The organism is Alkalihalobacillus pseudalcaliphilus (assembly GCF_028610675.1).
Classification (GTDB): domain Bacteria; phylum Bacillota; class Bacilli; order Bacillales; family Bacillaceae_D; genus Alkalihalobacillus; species Alkalihalobacillus pseudalcaliphilus.
Map to the genome: position 1 here is coordinate 55,846 of NZ_JAQQWS010000003.1, position 20,339 is coordinate 76,184.

A 20,339-nucleotide genomic window follows, 5' to 3' on the forward strand; every position below is an offset into this window, starting at 1 on the left:
ATTCGTTAACATATTTGTGGTATACGTGGGCCATTCATCTCAATATAAAAAGTCTGGACATCATCAAGATGTACACGTATTACCCTTCCTTCAATCTCGGAAATATGTGTCGTTTCAACACATATAAAAACAAAATCACCAATTACCTCTTCTATTTCACCTATAATAAGAAATGGAAATTCTTCAATTAATATAAGTGCTCGCCTACCAATTGCTTCTTCAAATGCTTCAGTTACAACCGCGTAGCGAATATCATTAATGGAAAGTCTCTCTGTATGATTCATATTTGAATCCTCCTGTCATATTAAGGGATTGGGAATTGCAGATCAGCATCAAATGGAACAAAGGTTGCGATACGCTCAATTGGGAAACTTAATGGTGTTGGAAAACGATGGAACGGTGCATTACTCATTTTCATAATCGCCGGATCTAAGGTTATAAAACCATTTGTAACCTCAACGACTTTCCCAGTAAAAATAGGTCTAAATGTCTGGCCTAACAAATTCAACTGGGTTGCTTGCATCGTTAATAATATTTCTTTACCGAGAATATCCAAAAATAACTGATTCTCTGGTAAAATGCCTTTAGATGTTTGTGTTAGTCTTTTATCCCTTTTCTCTCTTTTAGATAAATCCCCCTCCTGAATTTCTCCTTGTCCTCGTTCTTCACTTATTACTTCGTCTTTTTCACTTTTTTTAGACCTTCGATTTCCTGAATAAAAGAATTTTTGATTGTTCATTAGTACCTCCTTAAATCAAATAGTTATTCACCTACCTACAAATTTAATTTATGAAAAAAGTTATTAATGGTTACATACTTTTAGATTTTTGCATATAAAAAGGAGTGTTCCAAAAGATGTCTTTTCATGACTCCCTTGGGACAACCCCTGCTTCTCTCATATTTTTTGCTCTATTAGTCTATATTCACATCTAACCGTCTTTTTCTCCAATACATCATACTGCCACCCGTTAAAATCAAAATAACTCCTGCTACAATCCAATAATAATAATTCGTAGCTGTATTCGGTAGTGAATCGCCTTCTTTATCTTGTCCTAGTATATCCTTTTCGTTATTTTGATTACCTTGTCCAGTACGATCGCTATCCTCATCTCCAACTTTTTCCGCTGGTGCTTTAGGTATAGTCATTCCTTCATCAGTTCCCTTTTGGTCTGTGTCACTTTCTTCTTCAACATCATCGGTTTCAGGTAGTTCCGTATCATTTTCCTGTTCCCCAGTTCCTGGCGACTTTGAAAAATGTACTTTTCCTTTTAGTTGATAATGCTCACCCACTACTAAGCTTCTTTCTTGTTCATCAACCGAAACATTATCGACAATACGGACAAACACTTTATTATCAAAAAAACCAATGTTTTGTGCAACATCCAGTAGTTGTGTTGCCCAATGACCTCCCCAAGAATAACCATTTCGCCGTTCTTCCTCAATTTCTAAGATGTCATATTTAATTATGCCATCTCTTCCTGAGAAAATACCACGATCTGTGCCAATTTCATAGAAGCGATACCAAGCTGTTGAGTTAGAATCCTCATGAAAATAAATGCTCTCAGGATCACCACTCACATAACGTGTATTTTCAAGCTTCACTCGGTCAAACCATTCGAGTGCTCCTAGTGTCGCTCGTTTTATTTCATCTATTTGTGGACGCGACATTAAAAAGCGAATGATACCGACTGATTCGTTTCCTGAATTGGATGGATGCTCATAAGCTCGGCCTTCACGTGGTTGATACGTATAGGGGTCATGCTGGGCACTCCAAACATTTAATATACCATCCACTTGAATTTGAGCTTTTAAAATATAATCGACAGCCAACTCCATCGAATCCTCAAGCTGTGCATAATAAGTCTCGCTAACAAGGTCGCCACCAAATGGATATCTTTTTTCTAATACATCATCTAACATTTCTAATACGTTAATCATAGCCTCATCATTAAAGGTGACATAATCTGAATAATTCCCTCGGGCTGGGTAGACTTGAGCAAAGCCTCCTGTTTCATATTGAAGCTTGAATAGGAAATCAAAGCCTTTCTCAATACTCTCTTTATAGCGCTCATCTTTTGTCTCTTGATAAATCTGGGCGAGGAGCAAAATTTCACTTATTGTCGCATCATTATCAATTGTTCCTAATTCTACACCATTGTTCACCCATTCCGAACGGGGTTCCTGACCATCCCATGGTCTCGTATAAATTTGTGGGAAGTTTTTTGTCCAACCTCCATGTTCCATCTGCCATGTTAATAGATTATCAGCTTCTTGAATCGCTCGGTTTAAATCACCTGAAAACCGCGTCTCTTCTAATTCTAACTCCATCTCACCATATTCATCCCATTCATCTAAGCTGTTTAACACTATTACTGTTTGACCAAATTGATTGACAGTTTGAGCTGCTTTATCGATATTTAGAGTTGTAAATCCAGGCGTTAATAAGGACCAGGTCCTTGTAGGAGCGACCACTTCAAGATCCTCTATTTGAAAGTCTTCCACATATCCATTCAAAGTAACAGCCATAAGGTGGGAATTAAGGACATGGACTCCAACAATTCCAAGCTGCTCAATATCTGATTGTTCAACCAAATCAATGAGCTCCTTCGCTTCACCTCGTGTTAAAATATTTCTATTTGTTGACGGAGTAATTTGATCGTCAAGTTTTGATAAAGCATGCTCTGCTTCTTGAATGGTTATTTGTTGAGTAGGCAGTATTTGACTGTTCACAACTAAATCATCCATATAACCTTGTTGCAATGCTGTAGCTGCCACATAATAGTACCAATCTTCCTCAGTAATCTCCCATGCTATCGAATCTAAGCTTAGATTCTTGAATTGCTCTTTCTTCACGAAGCCTAATTTTTCATTAACAAGAGCCATAAACTCTAGACGAGTTAGCTTTTTGGAATCATTGATAGAACCTTGTTCAGCAATCATCCCACTGTTTTGTAAATCCTTTAAGAGAGCTTCACTCAAGATTTCTTCAAGTAAAACTTTTTCAGACTCAATAGGTGTTTCACTATCACCTTCTTGTTGCTTATAAATTCTTAAATGGTCAACATTCGCACCACCACTCGGAGCATTTCCAACAGCCTTTATCGTGTTAGTTCCTTCTTTTAAAAACGAGCTCATTGTGGCATATTCCCAAATATTCCATGCCCCAGTAGGATCAAAAGCTAACTCTTCTTCCATTCTCTCTCCGTTAATGATTATTTCTTTTGGGCGTAAATCTGTTCCTCCATGGGCATAACGAAACCCTAGGAAATAATCGCCTTCAGCGGGAACTTCAACAGTCCACTCTATCCATCCTCCTGGAGCATTCGGTACATAATCGACAAAACCTGTTCCGGTATAGCCTGCATGTTTATTATCAATAATTGAGGTATCATTAAAATCTGCCTCTTCTGCTTCAAAAATTTGGTCAAAGCCAAAGTTAACTTTAAGATGGTCTACATTTGCACCACCACTTGGTGCTATTCCTATTGCTCGAACCGTATTTTCACCAGCTTCAAGATTAGCTGTCAAACTTGTATACGCCCAAATTGTAAATCCGCCTGTAGGCTCGAATGCTAAGCCTTCATCAACGACCTCACCATTAATGACAATTTCCTTCGGACGTAAATCGGTCCCTCCATGAGCATAACGAAAGTCAAGTTCATACTCACCAGCAACAGGTACATCAATGGTCCACTCTATCCATCCCCCTGGGGCATTTGGTACGTAATCGACAAAACCTGTCCCTGTAAAACCATTATGCTTATTGTCAACAATCGCGTGGTGGAGTTCTGCAAATTCCGCCTCATAAATGCCATTAACCCCATCCTCGATCGGAATTTCTGGCTCAGGAGGTTCTACCTCAGTTGGTATTTGCCCAGTCATTTTAAAATCATCAACATAATGTCCATGCATCGATGAATTCGGTGTGAAGGATTCAACAAAATTCAAATAAGACATCGGTTGATCAAACGCAGCTTCCTCCAGGACGATCTCATCATTAATCAAAATATCTAGTGTTTGTTTCTCGATATTGAGAAGAAGTTGAATATGGTACCATTCCCCTGCTTCTGCTTCGATTAAAGGTTGAAAGCCTGCTCCCGTTCGAAAATTGATAGCTCCTCCGTTTGTCTCAATCGTCGCAGCCGTTCCATCTCCTTTTACTCTCATAACCTTTGTGGCACTCGTATAAGTAGGTTGCATAAATCTCATTTCAACGGAAACATCACCTACAAGGCGAGGGGTTGATTTCGTTAAAGCCACATGGGTTTGTTCACTTGTATCATCCAAAAACACAAGTTGATTTTCTTCCTTACTGGGTTCTTGAACAATACGTACCGTTCCCCCTGCTTCACTCACATCCATATGAGAGGGCACCTCACCAAGCTGGTCAGATTCAAAATCTGTATGAAAGTCATAAAATTCTTCACGTTCTAGTTCCTCGGCACTAACTGTCATTGCTGCTCCAAGCGAACCAAATAAACTCGAAAACACAAGAATAAATACTAGAAATAAATGACTGCAAGCTTTAGTCTTTTTATTCATTCATTTTTCTCCCTTCTTTTATATGAAAGTTGATGCTGATGCTGATATGCGGAGCTTTGCTTGCCGCTACCGAAAATCATGATCCACGACAACCGCGTGGCGCTGAACTAACTGGCACACCAGTGGATTTCAGCCCGCCACTACGTCCCACGGGGGTCTCAACATGTTTTCGTCCGCTGGGTTACTACCGTCATGTACTCACCTCCCAATTAAAACGCAATATGTAAACGTTTACATTCGGAAGTGTAACATAAAGTTTTCTGAAAAATGTATCGAATTTATAATTACATGAGCGAATTCATCGTTTTCTACTAACTTCTAAGGAAATGATTATCACTGAAATGCATCGTTTTAACACAAGTAATTATCCAAAGAAATACTCAATATTACTCATGATTTGTTAAGGTATCTTCGTTTTTTTATATGATTCATTTATAAACTTTATATAATATTCCTACTTTCTTATAAATGGATGTATCATTTGAATAGGCTTACCTTTTTTATAGGTCTTTTTTGATAGTGTTAGTTTTTGTTCAAGACCAAAAAAGCCACAGGGATTTCCTGTTGCTTTTTTATGAAAGTTATTTAATGCTGATGTACGAATCTCAATAAAAGGAAAGTGCCTATTTCCATGTTTTGATAGTGTGAATTAAGCTCTGCCATGTGGGTTTACAGTAACACGTTCATGAAGTATTTATTCTCTATTACCTAAAACATACTGTTCGTACGATCGGTTGGATTTATTACTTGACCATACCTTGTACTCGCTACCTTTATCAGTTAACTAGTTATAAATTCATTTTGTGCTTATACATACTATCTTTTTACAGGCAGTCATTGCTTCGAACCGCTTACATTGTAATCCAAGTTACTTATTATGTGACTTCAATTGCTTCAAGATGCGAGACGGCATCATACAGATCGTTTACCGTAATAGTTGGTTTTATCGATACTGGATGAGTTTGTTTCGTTCGATTCACCCAAATCGTTTTCATTCCTATATCAATGGCTCCTGCAACATCAATGGTTAATGTATCGCCAATATAGACAACTTCTTCTTTTTTGCATTGAGTTAATTGAAGTGCTTCTTCATAGATTTTACCTTTTGGTTTATAAGAGAGCACATCTTCACTCGTCACGACACCATCTACTTCAAGTCCGTGGTAATCAAGAGCCTCCATAATTTCAACTCGATCAATGTTTGAGACAATAAATATGGGCAGCTTTACTTTATTTAGGAAATAAATAGCATCTTGATAAATGGCTGGCCTACGCCATTGTTCAAACATTTTTTCCCCTAAAGATTGTGCATCTAACGGAGCTTGAAAATGGATCAATGTTCTCCTTAACGATTCTATTTCAATTTCTCTTTGCGTCTGAAACTGGATACCCGTACACTTGTTAAATAAATGGTAGAATTGATTCCACCAATATAGAGACACTTCCTCAACACTTACTGATTGAATGGGAGTCGCGCTCTTAATTTCCAAGCTCACCTCATGAATAACTAAACCTACATCATGTACAATTGTACCGTAAAAATCAACTAAACACGCTTTAAGGTTCAAACATGATCCCCCTTCATAAAATCTTTTAAGTCATAATATAAGTTTTTTAATATTTCTTTGTCATAATTAATTCGTCACTTCTTCTATAAATCCTTTTATCATTTATCTTACATTTAAGATATTAGGTAATCAGCAGATCAAAAAATGACGAAGCAACAAGATGCTCCGTCATCTTAAAGGTAAACTATGCCCTTTTTATGAGAGCTTTTTTTACCTCCCTTATCTCCTCTGAGAAAGCTTCACCGCTTACTCTCAGATTCTATTACAATAAACTCATGTTTGACAGATCTATAATTCAGTAATTTCTGAATTTTGGAGCCGGTCATTCATCCTCAAAAACCGATGCTAAAACGTCGCAATCTAACGCATGTAAGACCTACTACATTAATCCCTTTTCCACCAGGTTCATCATGGGTTTTAAGTTGAATTTAAAAAAAATAGATTTAAGAGCATCGCAACGAAAAGTGATGCCTCATTTACTAAAAAAAGGAGTTGTATTAAACTCCTTTTTTCCTTTTACCTTTAAAACTATCTAATGTTTTCCTTGTGCGATCTAAAAATTGAATCGTTTCGTCATACTCTTTGGAGGCGTAGCACATAAACAGAATATCAATCATATGAAGCTGAGCAATTCTTGACGCTGTTGCTCCACTCCGAAACGTTGACTCATTACCTGCGGTTATATAAAGATTGATGTCAGCTAAGTTCGTGATCGAAGAATTACCATACTTTGAAATACTAATTGTTTGACAGTGGTTCTCTTTAGCAATTTCCAATAGTTTAGTAACCTCTTGTGTGTTTCCGGAAAACGAAATACCGACAATCACATCCTCAGGGCCTTTATTAGCAATGGCTGTGGCTGCAACATGAACATCAGAATAAGAATTGACTTGCTTATTAATTCGCATAAATTTTTGTTCGGCATCTTGTGCGGCAAGATTAGAAGCACCAAAACCAACAAATATGATGGACTTGGCATGAATTAATACCCTCACTGCTTCTTCTAATTGTTCAAACTTCATAATATCGACCGTTTCTTTTAGAGTTTGTAACGTATTTGCATTAACTTTTGATACGATATTTCTAAAATCCTCATCACGCTCGATATCCCGATTACCTTCCACCGAATCAACCTGTAGGTCACCAGCAATTCTTAATTTCAATTCTTGAAATCCACTAAATCCTAGTGACTTACATAATCGAATTACAGCGGCACTGCTAGTCTCACTTTTCTCCCCTAAGGTCATAGCTGTCATTAAAATGGACTCTTCCGGATTTTTAATTATAAACTGAGCTAGCCTCTGCTCAGATGGCGGTAGACCACTTAACGTATCCTTTAAAATAACTAATCCGCCTTTCATATGACTCATCACAATCCCCCTCATTTTAGCTTCGTCAATTCATATGCATTCGCTTCATAAGTTGTTATAACAATTATTTTATCATGAAATAAGGAGATAGTCCTATGATTGTCTTGATTAAATGCGGATATTATCAAATTTATAATAGTGATGTTTAATGCAGTGACAGTTACCCTAAAGGCGATGTGCGGAGCACTGCTCGTCGCTCTCGAAAATCATGCTCCTCACACTTTCTTCTTTGTTAGTGACGAAGTGTTCCGAGCTTCGCCATGTGGATTTTGTATGAAAGTGTAACTTAGGAACGTTGGGTTGTGCCTTTAAATTTGCTCGTCATTTTGCTTCCTTACGAATTCATTCGACTATTAGGTCATTTCGTTTTCAAAAATGGACCAAATACAAAGACCAAATAGTATATTCCCCTTGAGAAATGAGTTGCCCCATTGACTTTCACACAATACAGAACTCAGCACCTACCCTTTTATAGAACCTGAAGTTGCACTGTTAATAAAGTGCTTCTGCAAGAGAAGGAAGACAATTAAAATCGGAATAAGAGCAATAATCGATCCTGCCGCAACCTCTCGAGTGCTTGCCTCAAATGCTCCTTCTAACCGATACAACCCTAATGTCAAAGGATACATCGATTGATCCCTTAATATAATCAATGGCCATAAAAAGCTATTCCAAGCAGCAATGAAACTTAAAATGCCAAGAGTTGCCATCATTGGTTTGACCATCGGCAACAAAATGTTGAACCATATTTGAAAAACATGGGCTCCATCAATGACAGCAGATTCCTCGATTTCTCTTGGAATCGATAAAAACGCTTGTCTCATTAAAAATATACCAAAAGCATTCACGGCTGTCGGAAAAATAACCCCTGCAAATGTTCCGACTAAGTTCAGTTCATTAAGTATTAAATAAATAGGAATCATCGTCGCTTCAGTCGGAATCATCATTGTAGCAATGATGATAATAAAGACCAATTTCTTCCCTCTAAAATTCATTCGAGCCAATGGAAAACCAGCTAACGTAGCGATAACAATAGGTAACAATACACCAAATGATGTAATGATGACACTATTCCACAAATAAAGAGGAATCGGTAATGTAGTCCACACTTGTATGAAGTTATTAAATGTAAAGTCACTTGGAATAAAAGAAGGAGGCATCGTAAATAAAGACTCATTAGGTCCTTTAAATGCCGTCGAAACCGTCCATACAAATGGAATAATCGTAAACAACGCGATACAGGTTAATAAAAAATAAGACACAACATGACGTTTAAAATGTAACTTCTGATAAAATCTAGTTTTTTTATGAAGGTCTTTACTTAATTTTGGCTCCACTAAACTCGTCCCTCCCCTTTTTTGTCCTGAATTTTCATATTCACTAACGTGATTAGTAAAATAATCACAAACAATACCGTTGCAATCGCACTAGCATAACCGAAATTAATCTGCTCAAATGCTTCTTGGAAGACTAAATAAACAAGTGTCGTAGTCGCATTCACGGGTCCGCCTCCGGTCATAACAAGCATTAAAGTAAATTCCTTAAATGCTCCCATCGTTGAAATGACACTGACAAAAAAGATAATCGGTTTCATAGCTGGAATCGTAATACTCCACTGCTTCCTCCCAAAGCCCGCTCCGTCCATTTCTGCGGCCTCATATAACTCATTCGAAACAGATTGTAACCCAGCTAAATAAATCAACATGTAATACCCTAAGCCTTGCCAAACTGTAACGATAGCGACCGAAATCATTGCCATACTAGAGCTCGTTAACCAACTGACCGGTCCAACACCAATTAAGCTGAATAAAAAGTTAAAAATGCCATCTGTTGCAAACATCCACTTCCATAGTAGAGCCGTAATAACAACGGAAACAAGCACAGGGAAATAAAAAGAAAGCCGATAAAGTTTAATACCTACTAGTTTTTGATTAACAAGAACGGCTAAAAATAAAGAAAAAATCGTAATAGCCGGTGTTACTAATATCCAATATAAAAATGTATTTTTTAAAGCCGTCCAAAATTTACTATCACCAAATAGAGCTTGAAAATTTTCTATCCCTACCCATTGCGGTGGACTAAATACGTTATAATCAGTAAAGCCAAGATAGATGACCCAAAATATTGGAATAATACTAAATACAAGCAACAATAATAATGCAGGTAATAAAAATAGCCATGCATGCCATGCTCTGTAAATCATATTCGCACCTCAAATCCCCTAAAATATAGAAAAGGTCAGAGTATGCACAAGAGTATGCCTCATACTCTTATACATAGCCGACCTTTTCGCACTGATTTCATTAGTTTAAAATATCGTTCACACGTGCCTCAGCATCGTCTAATGCTTGTTGTGGGTCTTTACCGTTGATTAGCATTTCCACGTACTCTTCATTCAAAATCGTATTAATTTGATTCGCATTTTCAATCGGAGGTGCCATATCCACGGCTTGATCCATAGATAATGCCGATAAATAACGACCTTTTTCTTCTGGATCATCAGAATCCTCTCCCGCAAAGAAGAATTCATCTTCAGCTGCCTCAGCGTTACCAGGTAAAATCGCAGCTAACGTCGCAAATTCAAGTTGGTTTTTAGGATTTGTAATAAATTCAACAAAGGCTACCGCCACATCTTTGTGGTCACTCTGATTAGATATAACTAGATTTTGAATAGCTGAGTACATCGTTCCGGCATCACCTATAAATCCAGGTGCGGCTTCAGAAATCTCGTAAATGGCTGGGGCTGAATCCTCAATTTGACGATAAAGCTGAGGACCTGAAGACCACCAAGCTAATCGACCATCTGCATACCATTCACGAGCCAAACTATTATCTAATAAAATATCATCTGGGATTAATCCTTTTTCATGATAAGCTTTACGTTCTTCCAGTAACTCTAATGCACGAGGCGTGTTAAATGCAGCTTCACTACCGTCTTCTGTCACTAAATCGATACCCATGGTTGGAAATAGTATCCATAAATCTTGCCATGCAGTTGTTGTATAAGCCCCACCAATTGCTCCTGTTTTCTCATAAATAACTTCTGACATTTCCCAAGCCTCTTCTATCGTCGCCGGTGGTTCCTTAAAGCCAGCCTCAGCTAAGATTTCTTGATTGTACAAGACTCCACCAGAAGTATAATACCAAGGAACCGCATAGGAAGTGCCTAACACTTCACCAGAACTCCACAATCCTTCAGGATAAGTGCTTTTAAAATCAGCAGCTGCTTCATCCATGTCTAATAAAGCTCCGACTCCTGCTAATTTCTTCGTGAAGCGCGGATTTAAGTTCACGACATCAGCCATATTGCCACCAGATGCCTCCGTTAACGTTTTTTGTTCAATTTGGGCTGCTGGGACATCCTCCCATCTCACTGTTGCATGTGGGTGTTCCTTCTCAAATTCTTCAATCATCCCCATAATGTAATCGTCAAATGTTGGGCTTAGTTCCATCGTATTAAAGACGATCTCACCTGAGAGTTCTCCATCACTCCCCCCATCATCTGAACTATCGGTACTACAGGCTACCATTGCTGTAAATGAAATAAGTGTAACAAAACCAATTATTAGCTTTTTCACAGTAAAACCTCCTCCTAATCCCTAAAAAATAGTTTGTAAAAATTATGTAAATGTTCAAAATATAATTTCATCATATATATTAAAGTTTTAAAAATCAACACTATTGTAAAATTTTATTTCAACAAATTCAAAAAATATATTACTATCTTCTTGTCCATATAACGATATCAACAGTTACTTACATAATAAAATCTAAATTAATTAAAATAATATTTTAAAATGAACTGACCCATATTACTTCTTTATCTACTAAATATAAAGATTTTTCTTGTGATATAGTTATAATAAATCTTATAACAAGAAATGAGGAGATTGATATATGCCCCTATATTTTGCCTATGGAAGTTGCATGGATGTTCAAGATATCGCTCGAGATGTAGAGAAAGCTAGATTCGTAGGACCCGCCAAGTTAGAGAACTACCGACTTGCTTTTACAAAATATTCTAAAAATAGGCAAGGTGGTGTAGCCGATATCGTTAAATCTGAAGGTGGCTCTTTAGAGGGTGTTGTCTTTGAGGTTCCTAATTTTATCGCCCTTGACTACCGTGAAGGAGCTCCCACATTTTATGAGAGAATAAACGTTTCTGTCTTTCTTTATCAGGTAAAAAAATGGCTCAATGTCTCTACTTATACAGTCGTTCATAAAGAAGCAACTGAAATTAAACCGGGTGACTACTATGCTTCACTCATCTTAAACGGAGCTAAAGTTTTAACGTCCGAATACCAAAGACATCTCAAGAAACAGCTAGAATCATTCCATTAATCCCCCCATAAATCATACAATTTTATCCTTTCTTTACAATAAAACTACATTCTATTTACATTGCTCTTGTAAGCTTTTTATAGGCTAAAAGCATCAGGAGGAATGAAGGGTGAAATTAACATTACATACACGGTTATTGACTATTTTTTTATTACTTCTATTAATATCTACTTCGATTGTTGGGATAAGCTCTTATAAAAAAGCTGAAGATTTAGCTGTAACGATGGCTGAAAATCAGCTTTTACGAGAGGCTGATTTAATTCAATATATAGCACAGAATTTAAATTTTGTTTATATCAGTGACCATGACTATTTCACGCAGCAGCTTGAAATAAATATACGAAATCAACAAAACAAACTTACTGACAATCAACTACCAACTGAATTTGCCTATATGGTTGATGGGGTTATTAAACCATTTCAAGTTAGTGAACATACGCTACCTACTATACCTGAAGTCATAAAAGAACAAATAGAAACAGAACGTCAAGGGCTTTTGCACACATCTATTGATGGCCAAGATCTTACAATTACGTATAAGCAACTTCCTGAGATTGATGGGACATATATCATGCTCACTCAATCTGATTCTTATATGGAGCCTGTGTCTCAGATTGCAACGTTTTCTGTCATTATGATTATGATTAGTTTTCTCATCGCTGCTGTAACAGTTCATTTTTTTGTACGTTCTATGACGAAACCACTACTAAGTCTTCGCTCTGTTATGAAAAACGCCCGAACAGGTTATTTAGAACGTGTTCACTCGCAAGTGTCCAAGATTCCTGAGATACGTTCTTTACAAAATAGCTATAATGACATGATTGTCCAAATAAGCGAGCTGATTTCAGAGTTGACGAGTACGACAACTGAACTTGATGGTAATAGTCAACAGCTAAAGAAGTCAGCTAATGAAACATTATCATCCAGTCAGCAATTATTAGCAGCGATCCACACCGTCCAATCAGGTGCAGAACAAACGGCTATTAGCTCTCAAGAAAATGTCCACAGACTTCTCGATACGAAAACGAAGTTGCATAATATGGATGTGCAAATGAAACAAGTGGGAATGAGTTCTGTCGAAATGACTTTACAAGCGAACAGCGGCAATGAAAACATGTCCGAGCTTTTATTTTTTATTGAGGAATTGATGAAGGATTTCCAACAGTTTACCGAAACGATGTTAGACGTAAAGCAACATTCTAATTCGATCACATCCAATATTACGGTTATTGAAAAAATCACAGAGCAAACGAAATTACTCGCTCTTAATGCATCCATTGAAGCAGCACGCTCAAGTAAAGAGGGACATGGTTTTTCTGTCGTTGCTAAGGAAATACGAAGTCTTGCTGAACAATCAACGACTTCTACTCAACAGATCACCTCAATGACTGCTAATATGGAGAGAATAACAACCTTAGCTAGCGATCACTGTTACAACATTTTGAAAAAAGTAGAAACAAGCAAAACGAAGACGGTACAAACGCAAGGCTCTTTTTCAAAGCTCATTCATGAAATAAAACAAGTTAATGAGCAGCTCAGGCAAGCTGAAAATGCCTACGAGCAAATTCAACACGTATTACCAAAGCTAGAAGCACAAGCAGAGTCATTATCTTCAATTTCCCAAGAAACAAATGCAAGTGCTGAGGATATGTTAAAGATTAGCGAGCACTCGCTTGAATTAGCTAATACGAATAAACAAATTGGTTTTAAATTAGAAAAACAAGCACAATTACTTTTAAAATTAACAAAAAGCTACAAGCACCAATAATTATTGGTTGAATGTTGCATAAGTGCAGCGGGATTCACAGCAAAGTTTTGGCTCATAGCTTTTGTGCTATGAGCCAAAAAACGTAAGTGTTTATCATTTATTACTTCTTACCATCGTTTAACCGTCTTGCCTCTTCAGAGCTTGACATTTTTGTCGCCCCTTTATAACGCAAGCCAACATCGCGATCAGATTCAACTTTACCGCTTTCCCGTAACTTTTTTTCTTGTCGGTCTCTTCCCAATTTACACACCTCCTACTGTTAAGTTGAGGTTATGTCCATTGATTTATTCATATGATGAGTCTATAAGCTCAAGTACCACAAAAAGTTTGATACCCATCAAAATCCTTGCCCGGTGCTTTTGCATATTTAGCTGGAATAGAGGTAGAACTATAAGGTTTTTTTAGCACTTGAAGCAGCTCAAGTAATGGTTGCATTTGCCCTCTATCCACTGCCGCTTCTATAACCCCTTCAACGATGTGGTTCCTGGCTATGATTGCAGGATTATTTTCAAGCATTAGCTGTTTTATCATCTCTTCATTTTGCTCCTGCCTCATTAAACGTTTTTGCCAGATCTCATACCAACTCTTAAACTGGTCAGCTTGAAATAACTTACCTTCTTCAAGCGTTTTGAACGTTAAGGATCGAAATGTATTCGTATAATCTGCTTCAAATGTTTCCATTAACGTAAGTAATCCTTGGATAAGCTCCTTATCACCCTCTTCAAGAGTGAATAAGCCAAGCTTCTTCCCCATCCCCTGCAAGTATTCTGCTTCATATAGCGATCCAAATGTCGAGATAATCGATTGGGCTTGATTTAAGGCTTCTTCTTCATTTTCAGCCAACAAGGGTAGCATCGCTTCAGCTAATCTTGCTAAATTCCAAGCTGCCATATAGGGCTGATTACTGTATGAGTAGCGTCCTTGTCGATCAATTGAGCTAAACACGGTTGCTGGATTGTAGCTATCCATCATCGCACAAGGTCCATAATCAATGGTTTCCCCATTGATAGCCATATTATCAGTATTCATGACCCCATGTATAAAACCGACTAACTGCCATTTTGCTATTAATTGAACTTGTTTTCGAACCACTTCTTTCAGCCATGCAACATATTTTTGTTCATGATGTTCTAGCTGTGGATCATGTCTAGCTATTGTATAATCAGCTAACGCCTGAAGTTCCTTTTTGATTCCTTTTGCTGCGGCATATTGAAATGTTCCAACACGAATATGACTACTAGCAATTCTTGTTAAAATTGCTCCTTCTAGCACATTTTCTCGATAAACAGGCTCACCCGTAGTCACGACTGCCAAACTTCGCGTTGTTGGGATACCTAATCCATACATCGCTTCACTCATGATTAATTCACGAATCATTGGACCTAATGCCGCTCGACCATCTCCACCTCGTGAGAATACCGTTCTACCAGAGCCTTTAAGCTGAACATCAACTGTCTTTTCTCCTTCTATTACATGTTCACCGAGTAAAACCGCTCGACCATCCCCTAGCATCGTGAATTGTCCAAATTGATGGCCTGCATATGCTTGTGCTAATGGTTGAATTCCTTTAAATGCTTTATTTCCAGAAAAATAAGGTAAGCCTTCCTTATATAACTGCTCTATTTCTAAGCCTAACTCTTTTGCTAAGTCCTCGTTTACATATACAATCTGTGGGTCTTCTACAGATTGCAACTCTTGCTTGCTGTAAAATGTTTCTGGTAATGAAAGGTAGCTTTGTCTTAAGTGCCACCCTGCTTTATTTTGGTTTGTATTTGTCATAATTACTCCTTCCATGATCCCTTACTTAGAAAGAATACGACGAGTATTCCATTGCTTCTTCTTATAGCGTAACATAATTTTTTTTATATGAAAGTTACTTATGGGCGATAGTTTGTGCCGTGAATTGGGAGCCCTCCTGTTGTTTGCCAATCTTGTGCGGAAGTACTCATCGCCACTACAGATTCTTCATCAAAGGCAATTGAATGTTCTTGATATTGTATGGAAGTAACAGATAGTAATTGGTTCATAATGGGTTGATTAGAAAGAAATCTTTGCAAAGCCACTTGTTTGTTCGTGCCTAATTGTACACCTCTAATTATCAATTCATCACTTACTTGCACATCGTAAATTTTTTCTTCTTCAATGAGTTCTCCTTGTGAGCTCTGTTCGTGATAACTAAAAATAAGCACAACACTTATAATGATAAGTATAACGAAATGAAACTTCCTCAAATTCTTTCCTCTCCACTCTTTTAAAGCACTATTTCATTTAATAATAGGTAATACTACTCACAATATAATAATATTCAAAATTAATTTTCAATTTACTGCTTGTAAATGAAAAACCAGCCTTTTATTAGGCTGGCTTTTCATTATTCTGAAGGATTAATAACGACTTCAACACGTCGATTACGAGCTTTGCCATCTTCATTTTCATTAGAATCTATCGGTTTGAACATACCATATCCATACGCCGAAATATCTAAGTGCTGAATCGAGCTATGCTCTTTTATAAATGCCTCTACCGCTGCTGCTCGTGCTTCCGATAAAGCTTGATTATAATCAGCATCACCATCGCTATCCGTGTGGCCATCAATGTGAATGACGGTCCCCTCAGGAAGTTCCTCTAAAACCTTTATAACTTCGTCTAAAGTTTCAGATGCTTCCGCCTTTAACTCACTACTGTCAAATTCGAATAAAACCTCATCTGGCATCCCAACCTTTAATTCCTCTTCACTAGAAGTAAAATTCGTTTCCTCCGGTACTGCTAGTTGTGGTGGATCTGGTACGATTTCAAAAGCAATTTCTTTTGAACCATCATCAAGTTCTTCCACATATTCACCAGACATTCGTTCAAATTTTTCTCCATAAGTCTCCTTCTTTAGTTGGCTAAGTCTACTTATTAAACCTGATGTACTTTGAACTCTAATATACCCTTCTGGTGACTGAGATGTATAAGCGATTCTTAATTTGAAGCTTCCATCCGGTTCAACCATCGTTTGATTAAAATACCATGACTGTGGCGTATTCGTATGCTTAGAGGTAAAGTAGCCCCCTGCAATCGTAATACCTTCAATCAAATTGGTATTTCCTTCTATATAATAGAATTGATGGTCATTCGTTAACTCGTAGTCAATCCATATTTCGGTATCACCATAATCGGCTGGTTTATCGTCACGTTCAGGCTTAGGTAAATCCATTTCAAAGGGCTCTGCTTCAACAAACACATAAATTGGTAAAAATATTTTTTGATATAATTCTCCCAGTAATTCATCTTGATAAACCAATGGTCCAGTAAAATTCTCACCCTTCTCCCCGTAAATCTCCTCTAATTCTTTCGTTTGTGATGAAGGTGTTACTTGAAGAGCCACTTCTATAAATTTCCCTGTTTGATATTCCGATGGACTATCCATCTCTACAATAATTCGACCATCCTCCAATACTTCTGTATCGTCATTTGTTAACATACCCATCACAATTCGATTACGGAACGGTTCCATGTAACGATCGACCTTTACACGAGTTCCAGGTAATAGATTGGTAGTCGCTTCTATTCTCATTGAATCTTCATCAACAATGAACGTACCATCAATCACCACATCACTATCAAGTGTTGTTGTTACTTCGTATTCCTCGTCTAATTCCTCCTTTGACTTATTCACTTGGTCATTATCACCAACAATTCGTTCTTCTTCCATTTCATCAGTATGCTCAACTTTTTCTTGACTACATCCATTGATGAATAAGATACAAGATAGTATGAACGTGATCATATACATTGTTCTTTTCATATTGCTCTTCCCTTCAGTCATGATATGGTCGGTATAAATCACTTACAACAATTAGAACATTCAATATATTACCATATTCCGACCAGAATTTTACTTATTATATACGTGTAAACACTCAAAATGAAACCAATGTCACCCTTATATGTTTCTGCATATAGACCTTATCCCTATATAGGATGAATGAGTCATCTCTGTCTGTTACTCTCTATGTAAGCCTCAAAAAAAGGCGATCACTATTTGACTAGTGACCACCTCTGCTAAGTTATTTAAATGCTCGCGTTGCGGCAACCGCTTTCTTCCAGCCTTTATAAAGCTCATCACTAACGTCTTGAGCCATCGCCGGTTCAAATGATTGATCAATGGCCCACTGTTTGGCAATCTCTTCTTTACTTTCCCAATATCCTACCGCAAGTCCAGCTAAATACGCAGCACCTAAAGCGGTCGTCTCATTGACCTCTGGGCGCTCAACTGGCACATGTAAGAGATCACCTTGGAACTGCATCAAAAAGTCATTTTTAACAGCTCCACCGTCCACTCTTAGCGTTTTTAGTTCTATTCCTGAATCTGCCTCCATAGCCGATAATACATCCTTCGTCTGATACGCTAAAGATTCAAGAGTCGCTCGAACAAAATGTTCTTTTGTTGTCCCGCGTGTTATACCAAGAACAGCTCCTCTTGCGTCACTATCCCAGTATGGTGTTCCCAGCCCAACAAAAGCTGGAACTACATAGACCCCTTCTGTTGATTCAACTTTTTCAGCATATTGTTGACTGTCCTTGGCATCCTTAAACATACGAAGACCATCTCGCAACCATTGAATGGCCGAACCAGCAACAAAAATGCTTCCTTCTAACGCGTACTCAACCTTACCATCTAACCCCCAAGCAATCGTAGTTAATAGTCCATGATTAGATGGAACAGCTTTTGCTCCTGTATTCATTAGCATAAAACAACCGGTACCGTACGTATTTTTAGCCATACCTTCTTCAAAGCACGCTTGCCCAAATAAAGCAGCTTGCTGATCACCTGCCACACCAGCTATCGGAACTTCATGCCCAAAGAAGTGGAAATCAACCGTATGGGCATATACTTCTGAGGAAGGCTTGACCTCTGGAAGCATTGAACTTGGAACACCTAAAATGTCTAATAACTCCTCATCCCATTTCAAATCGTAAATATTAAACATTAAGGTTCTAGAAGCATTTGTATAATCGGTTACATGTGCCGCCCCACCCGAAAGCTTCCATATTAACCAAGTGTCCATCGTTCCAAATAACAACTGTCCATTCTCTGCTTTTTCCCTTGCACCATCCACATGGTCTAATATCCACTTAACTTTAGTTCCTGAGAAGTAGGCATCAATTAATAACCCCGTCTTTTCTCTAAAAAGGTCATTATGACCAGCCGCTTTTAGCTCTTCACAAATCCCACTAGTTTGTCTCGACTGCCAAACAATTGCATGATAAACGGGGACTCCTGTTTCTTTATCCCAAACCACGGCCGTTTCACGTTGATTCGTTATGCCAATTGCCTCTACTTGGTTTGGCTTCACCTCCGATTCAGACAAAACGCCAGCAATAACCGCTAAAACCGAACCCCAAATTTCATTGGCATTATGCTCGACCCAACCTGGTTTTGGAAAGATTTGCGTGAACTCCTTTTGGACGGTGTGGACAATTTGACCTTCCTTATTAAATAAAATGGCTCTTGAACTTGTTGTTCCTTGATCAATAGCTAAAATATACTTTTCCATTATCAAAAAACTCCTTCCTTAAGCTAATACACTCGCTTTTTTTCCAAAAATTAGCGTTAAGATTAATATGGCAGCCACTGCACCTAATATAACCCATGTGATAGTTGAGATCATACCTACGAAGAAAACTTGATAAAACACAGCTCCTAATGCTCCACCCATTAAAGGACCTACAATTGGAATCCAAGCATAGCTCCAGTTGGAAGAACCCTTTCCAGCAATAGGTAAAACAAAATGAGCAATTCGTGGCCCTAAATCCCTCGCTGGGTTAATCGCATATCCTGTTGTACCACCTAAAGACATACCAATCGCAACAATTAATAGTCCGACAGCGATAGGGTTAAGCCCTTCTGTAAAGCTATTGGCTCCGATAAATAATAAACCCAAGACTAATACAAAGGTACCTATCATCTCACTTAGTAAATTGGAGAAAGTATGTGGAATCGCAGGTCCTGTAGAGAAAACAGATAGCTTAGCTCCAGCGTCATCTGTAGCTTTCCAATGAGGTAAGTAATGCAAAAACACAATCACTCCCCCGATAAATGCTCCCAAAACTTGAGCAACCATATAAAGTGGAACATCTGCCCATGCAAAATCTCCTGTTACCGCCAAGCCAAGTGTTACGGCCGGATTTAAATGGGCTCCACTTATAGAACCAACAGCGAAAACCCCCATTGTCACCGCAAGTCCCCATGCCAGTGTAACGACGACCCAGCCTCCACTGTTGGAGAATGTCCTTTTTAAATTTGCACCAGCAACTACACCGCCACCAAAAATAATTAAAATCATTGTACCAATTACTTCACCTAGAAAAGCAGACATACGAATACCTCCATTCTTAGATGTTTGTTGTCATAACGTCATGTCCTCGTTTACTAATCCTAGAACTTTTCATGAGTAATAAAATGAATTCAACTATACGGAACTATGAATACGCTTTCAATAGAACTTCCATATATAAGTACCCAACTAACCTTCTGTTCCCCCTTTAATATATAGACAAACATCATGAATAATCTTTCATTCCCCCCTTTATCAGTCTCTTTCAATGCTGCTATAAGCCGACTTCCCGCTTATTTCCGCACCTTAATACAATGTATGAGTTTGCCCACTCTTTATGACAGGCACGTTCGTAATACCTATATTTCTTTTTGAAAAGATAGGTCGTATTTGTCTTTTTTAAAATTTTATCATTCTATGCATAAAT

16 protein-coding genes are annotated in these 20,339 nt (G+C 37.9%); 2 read left to right on the forward strand and 14 right to left on the reverse strand.

What is annotated here, in order from left to right; all coding sequences use genetic code 11:
* Positions 1-5: 5 nt before the first annotated feature.
* The 8 genes from PQ479_RS08800 to PQ479_RS08835 form a co-directional block, all read right to left on the reverse strand.
* Positions 6-284: a hypothetical protein gene (locus PQ479_RS08800; protein WP_047989851.1), complete on the reverse strand. Its 279-nt coding sequence runs from the start codon at positions 282-284 to the stop codon at positions 6-8.
* A 20-nt stretch (positions 285-304) separates the two neighbouring features.
* Positions 305-739, reverse strand: a complete 435-nt coding sequence (locus tag PQ479_RS08805) for a hypothetical protein (RefSeq protein WP_083991319.1) — start codon at positions 737-739, stop codon at positions 305-307.
* A gap of 173 nt (positions 740-912) precedes the next feature.
* Positions 913-4,542: a pectate lyase gene (gene pelA, locus PQ479_RS08810; RefSeq protein ID WP_053070473.1), complete on the reverse strand. Its 3,630-nt coding sequence runs from the start codon at positions 4,540-4,542 to the stop codon at positions 913-915.
* A gap of 875 nt (positions 4,543-5,417) precedes the next feature.
* Positions 5,418-6,110, reverse strand: a complete 693-nt coding sequence (locus PQ479_RS08815; protein ID WP_053070474.1) for an HAD family hydrolase — start codon at positions 6,108-6,110, stop codon at positions 5,418-5,420.
* A gap of 497 nt (positions 6,111-6,607) precedes the next feature.
* Entirely contained in the window at positions 6,608-7,480 is an 873-nt protein-coding gene (locus tag PQ479_RS08820) for a MurR/RpiR family transcriptional regulator (RefSeq protein ID WP_047989852.1), read from the reverse strand.
* Between the two features lie 461 nt (positions 7,481-7,941).
* Entirely contained in the window at positions 7,942-8,817 is an 876-nt protein-coding gene (locus tag PQ479_RS08825) for a carbohydrate ABC transporter permease (RefSeq protein ID WP_047989853.1), read from the reverse strand.
* The gene (locus tag PQ479_RS08830) at positions 8,817-9,683 is read right to left on the reverse strand and encodes a carbohydrate ABC transporter permease (protein WP_047989854.1); all 867 of its coding nucleotides are present in this window, start codon (positions 9,681-9,683) and stop codon (positions 8,817-8,819) included. Before PQ479_RS08830 ends, PQ479_RS08825 begins: the two co-directional genes overlap by 1 nt.
* 100 nt (positions 9,684-9,783) lie before the next feature.
* Entirely contained in the window at positions 9,784-11,058 is a 1,275-nt protein-coding gene (locus PQ479_RS08835; protein ID WP_053070475.1) for an ABC transporter substrate-binding protein, read from the reverse strand.
* Positions 11,059-11,377: 319 nt separating this feature from the next.
* Here PQ479_RS08835 and PQ479_RS08840 point away from each other — a divergent pair, with 319 nt between their 5' ends.
* Together PQ479_RS08840 and PQ479_RS08845 are read left to right on the forward strand one after the other, a co-directional pair.
* Positions 11,378-11,821: a gamma-glutamylcyclotransferase family protein gene (locus tag PQ479_RS08840; RefSeq protein ID WP_047989855.1), complete on the forward strand. Its 444-nt coding sequence runs from the start codon at positions 11,378-11,380 to the stop codon at positions 11,819-11,821.
* A gap of 109 nt (positions 11,822-11,930) precedes the next feature.
* On the forward strand, positions 11,931-13,589 hold the full coding sequence (locus tag PQ479_RS08845) for a methyl-accepting chemotaxis protein (protein WP_047989856.1): 1,659 nt from the start codon (positions 11,931-11,933) through the stop codon (positions 13,587-13,589).
* A gap of 100 nt (positions 13,590-13,689) precedes the next feature.
* On the opposite strand, the gene PQ479_RS08850 is transcribed toward PQ479_RS08845, so the two are convergent.
* The 6 genes from PQ479_RS08850 to PQ479_RS08875 all read right to left on the reverse strand — a co-directional run bounded on the left by PQ479_RS08850 (position 13,690) and on the right by PQ479_RS08875 (position 19,954).
* Entirely contained in the window at positions 13,690-13,830 is a 141-nt protein-coding gene (locus PQ479_RS08850; protein ID WP_069187727.1) for a YpzI family protein, read from the reverse strand.
* Positions 13,831-13,898: 68 nt separating this feature from the next.
* Entirely contained in the window at positions 13,899-15,368 is a 1,470-nt protein-coding gene (locus PQ479_RS08855) for a protein adenylyltransferase SelO (protein WP_047989857.1), read from the reverse strand.
* A 98-nt stretch (positions 15,369-15,466) separates the two neighbouring features.
* A complete protein-coding gene (locus PQ479_RS08860) occupies positions 15,467-15,820 on the reverse strand; it encodes a hypothetical protein (protein ID WP_047989858.1) in 354 nt (117 codons plus the stop codon).
* Positions 15,821-15,960: 140 nt separating this feature from the next.
* The gene (locus PQ479_RS08865) at positions 15,961-17,379 is read right to left on the reverse strand and encodes an OmpA family protein (RefSeq protein ID WP_053070476.1); all 1,419 of its coding nucleotides are present in this window, start codon (positions 17,377-17,379) and stop codon (positions 15,961-15,963) included.
* Positions 17,380-17,641: 262 nt separating this feature from the next.
* Positions 17,642-19,132, reverse strand: a complete 1,491-nt coding sequence (gene glpK / locus PQ479_RS08870) for a glycerol kinase GlpK (protein WP_047989859.1) — start codon at positions 19,130-19,132, stop codon at positions 17,642-17,644.
* Positions 19,133-19,150: 18 nt separating this feature from the next.
* The gene (locus PQ479_RS08875) at positions 19,151-19,954 is read right to left on the reverse strand and encodes an MIP/aquaporin family protein (RefSeq protein ID WP_047989860.1); all 804 of its coding nucleotides are present in this window, start codon (positions 19,952-19,954) and stop codon (positions 19,151-19,153) included.
* Positions 19,955-20,339 lie beyond the last annotated feature (385 nt).

What these genes read in the sequence shown, in the direction of transcription:
- PQ479_RS08800 (WP_047989851.1), bottom strand. Translation starts at nt 284, where the DNA reads ATGAATCATACAGAGAGACTTTCCATTAATGATATTCGCTACGCGGTT.
- PQ479_RS08805 (WP_083991319.1), bottom strand. Translation starts at nt 739, where the DNA reads ATGAACAATCAAAAATTCTTTTATTCAGGAAATCGAAGGTCTAAAAAA.
- pelA (WP_053070473.1), bottom strand. Translation starts at nt 4,542, where the DNA reads ATGAATAAAAAGACTAAAGCTTGCAGTCATTTATTTCTAGTATTTATT.
- PQ479_RS08820 (WP_047989852.1), bottom strand. Translation starts at nt 7,480, where the DNA reads ATGAGTCATATGAAAGGCGGATTAGTTATTTTAAAGGATACGTTAAGT.
- PQ479_RS08830 (WP_047989854.1), bottom strand. Translation starts at nt 9,683, where the DNA reads ATGATTTACAGAGCATGGCATGCATGGCTATTTTTATTACCTGCATTA.
- PQ479_RS08840 (WP_047989855.1), top strand. Translation starts at nt 11,378, where the DNA reads ATGCCCCTATATTTTGCCTATGGAAGTTGCATGGATGTTCAAGATATC.
- PQ479_RS08855 (WP_047989857.1), bottom strand. Translation starts at nt 15,368, where the DNA reads ATGACAAATACAAACCAAAATAAAGCAGGGTGGCACTTAAGACAAAGC.
- PQ479_RS08865 (WP_053070476.1), bottom strand. Translation starts at nt 17,379, where the DNA reads ATGAAAAGAACAATGTATATGATCACGTTCATACTATCTTGTATCTTA.
- glpK (WP_047989859.1), bottom strand. Translation starts at nt 19,132, where the DNA reads ATGGAAAAGTATATTTTAGCTATTGATCAAGGAACAACAAGTTCAAGA.
- PQ479_RS08875 (WP_047989860.1), bottom strand. Translation starts at nt 19,954, where the DNA reads ATGTCTGCTTTTCTAGGTGAAGTAATTGGTACAATGATTTTAATTATT.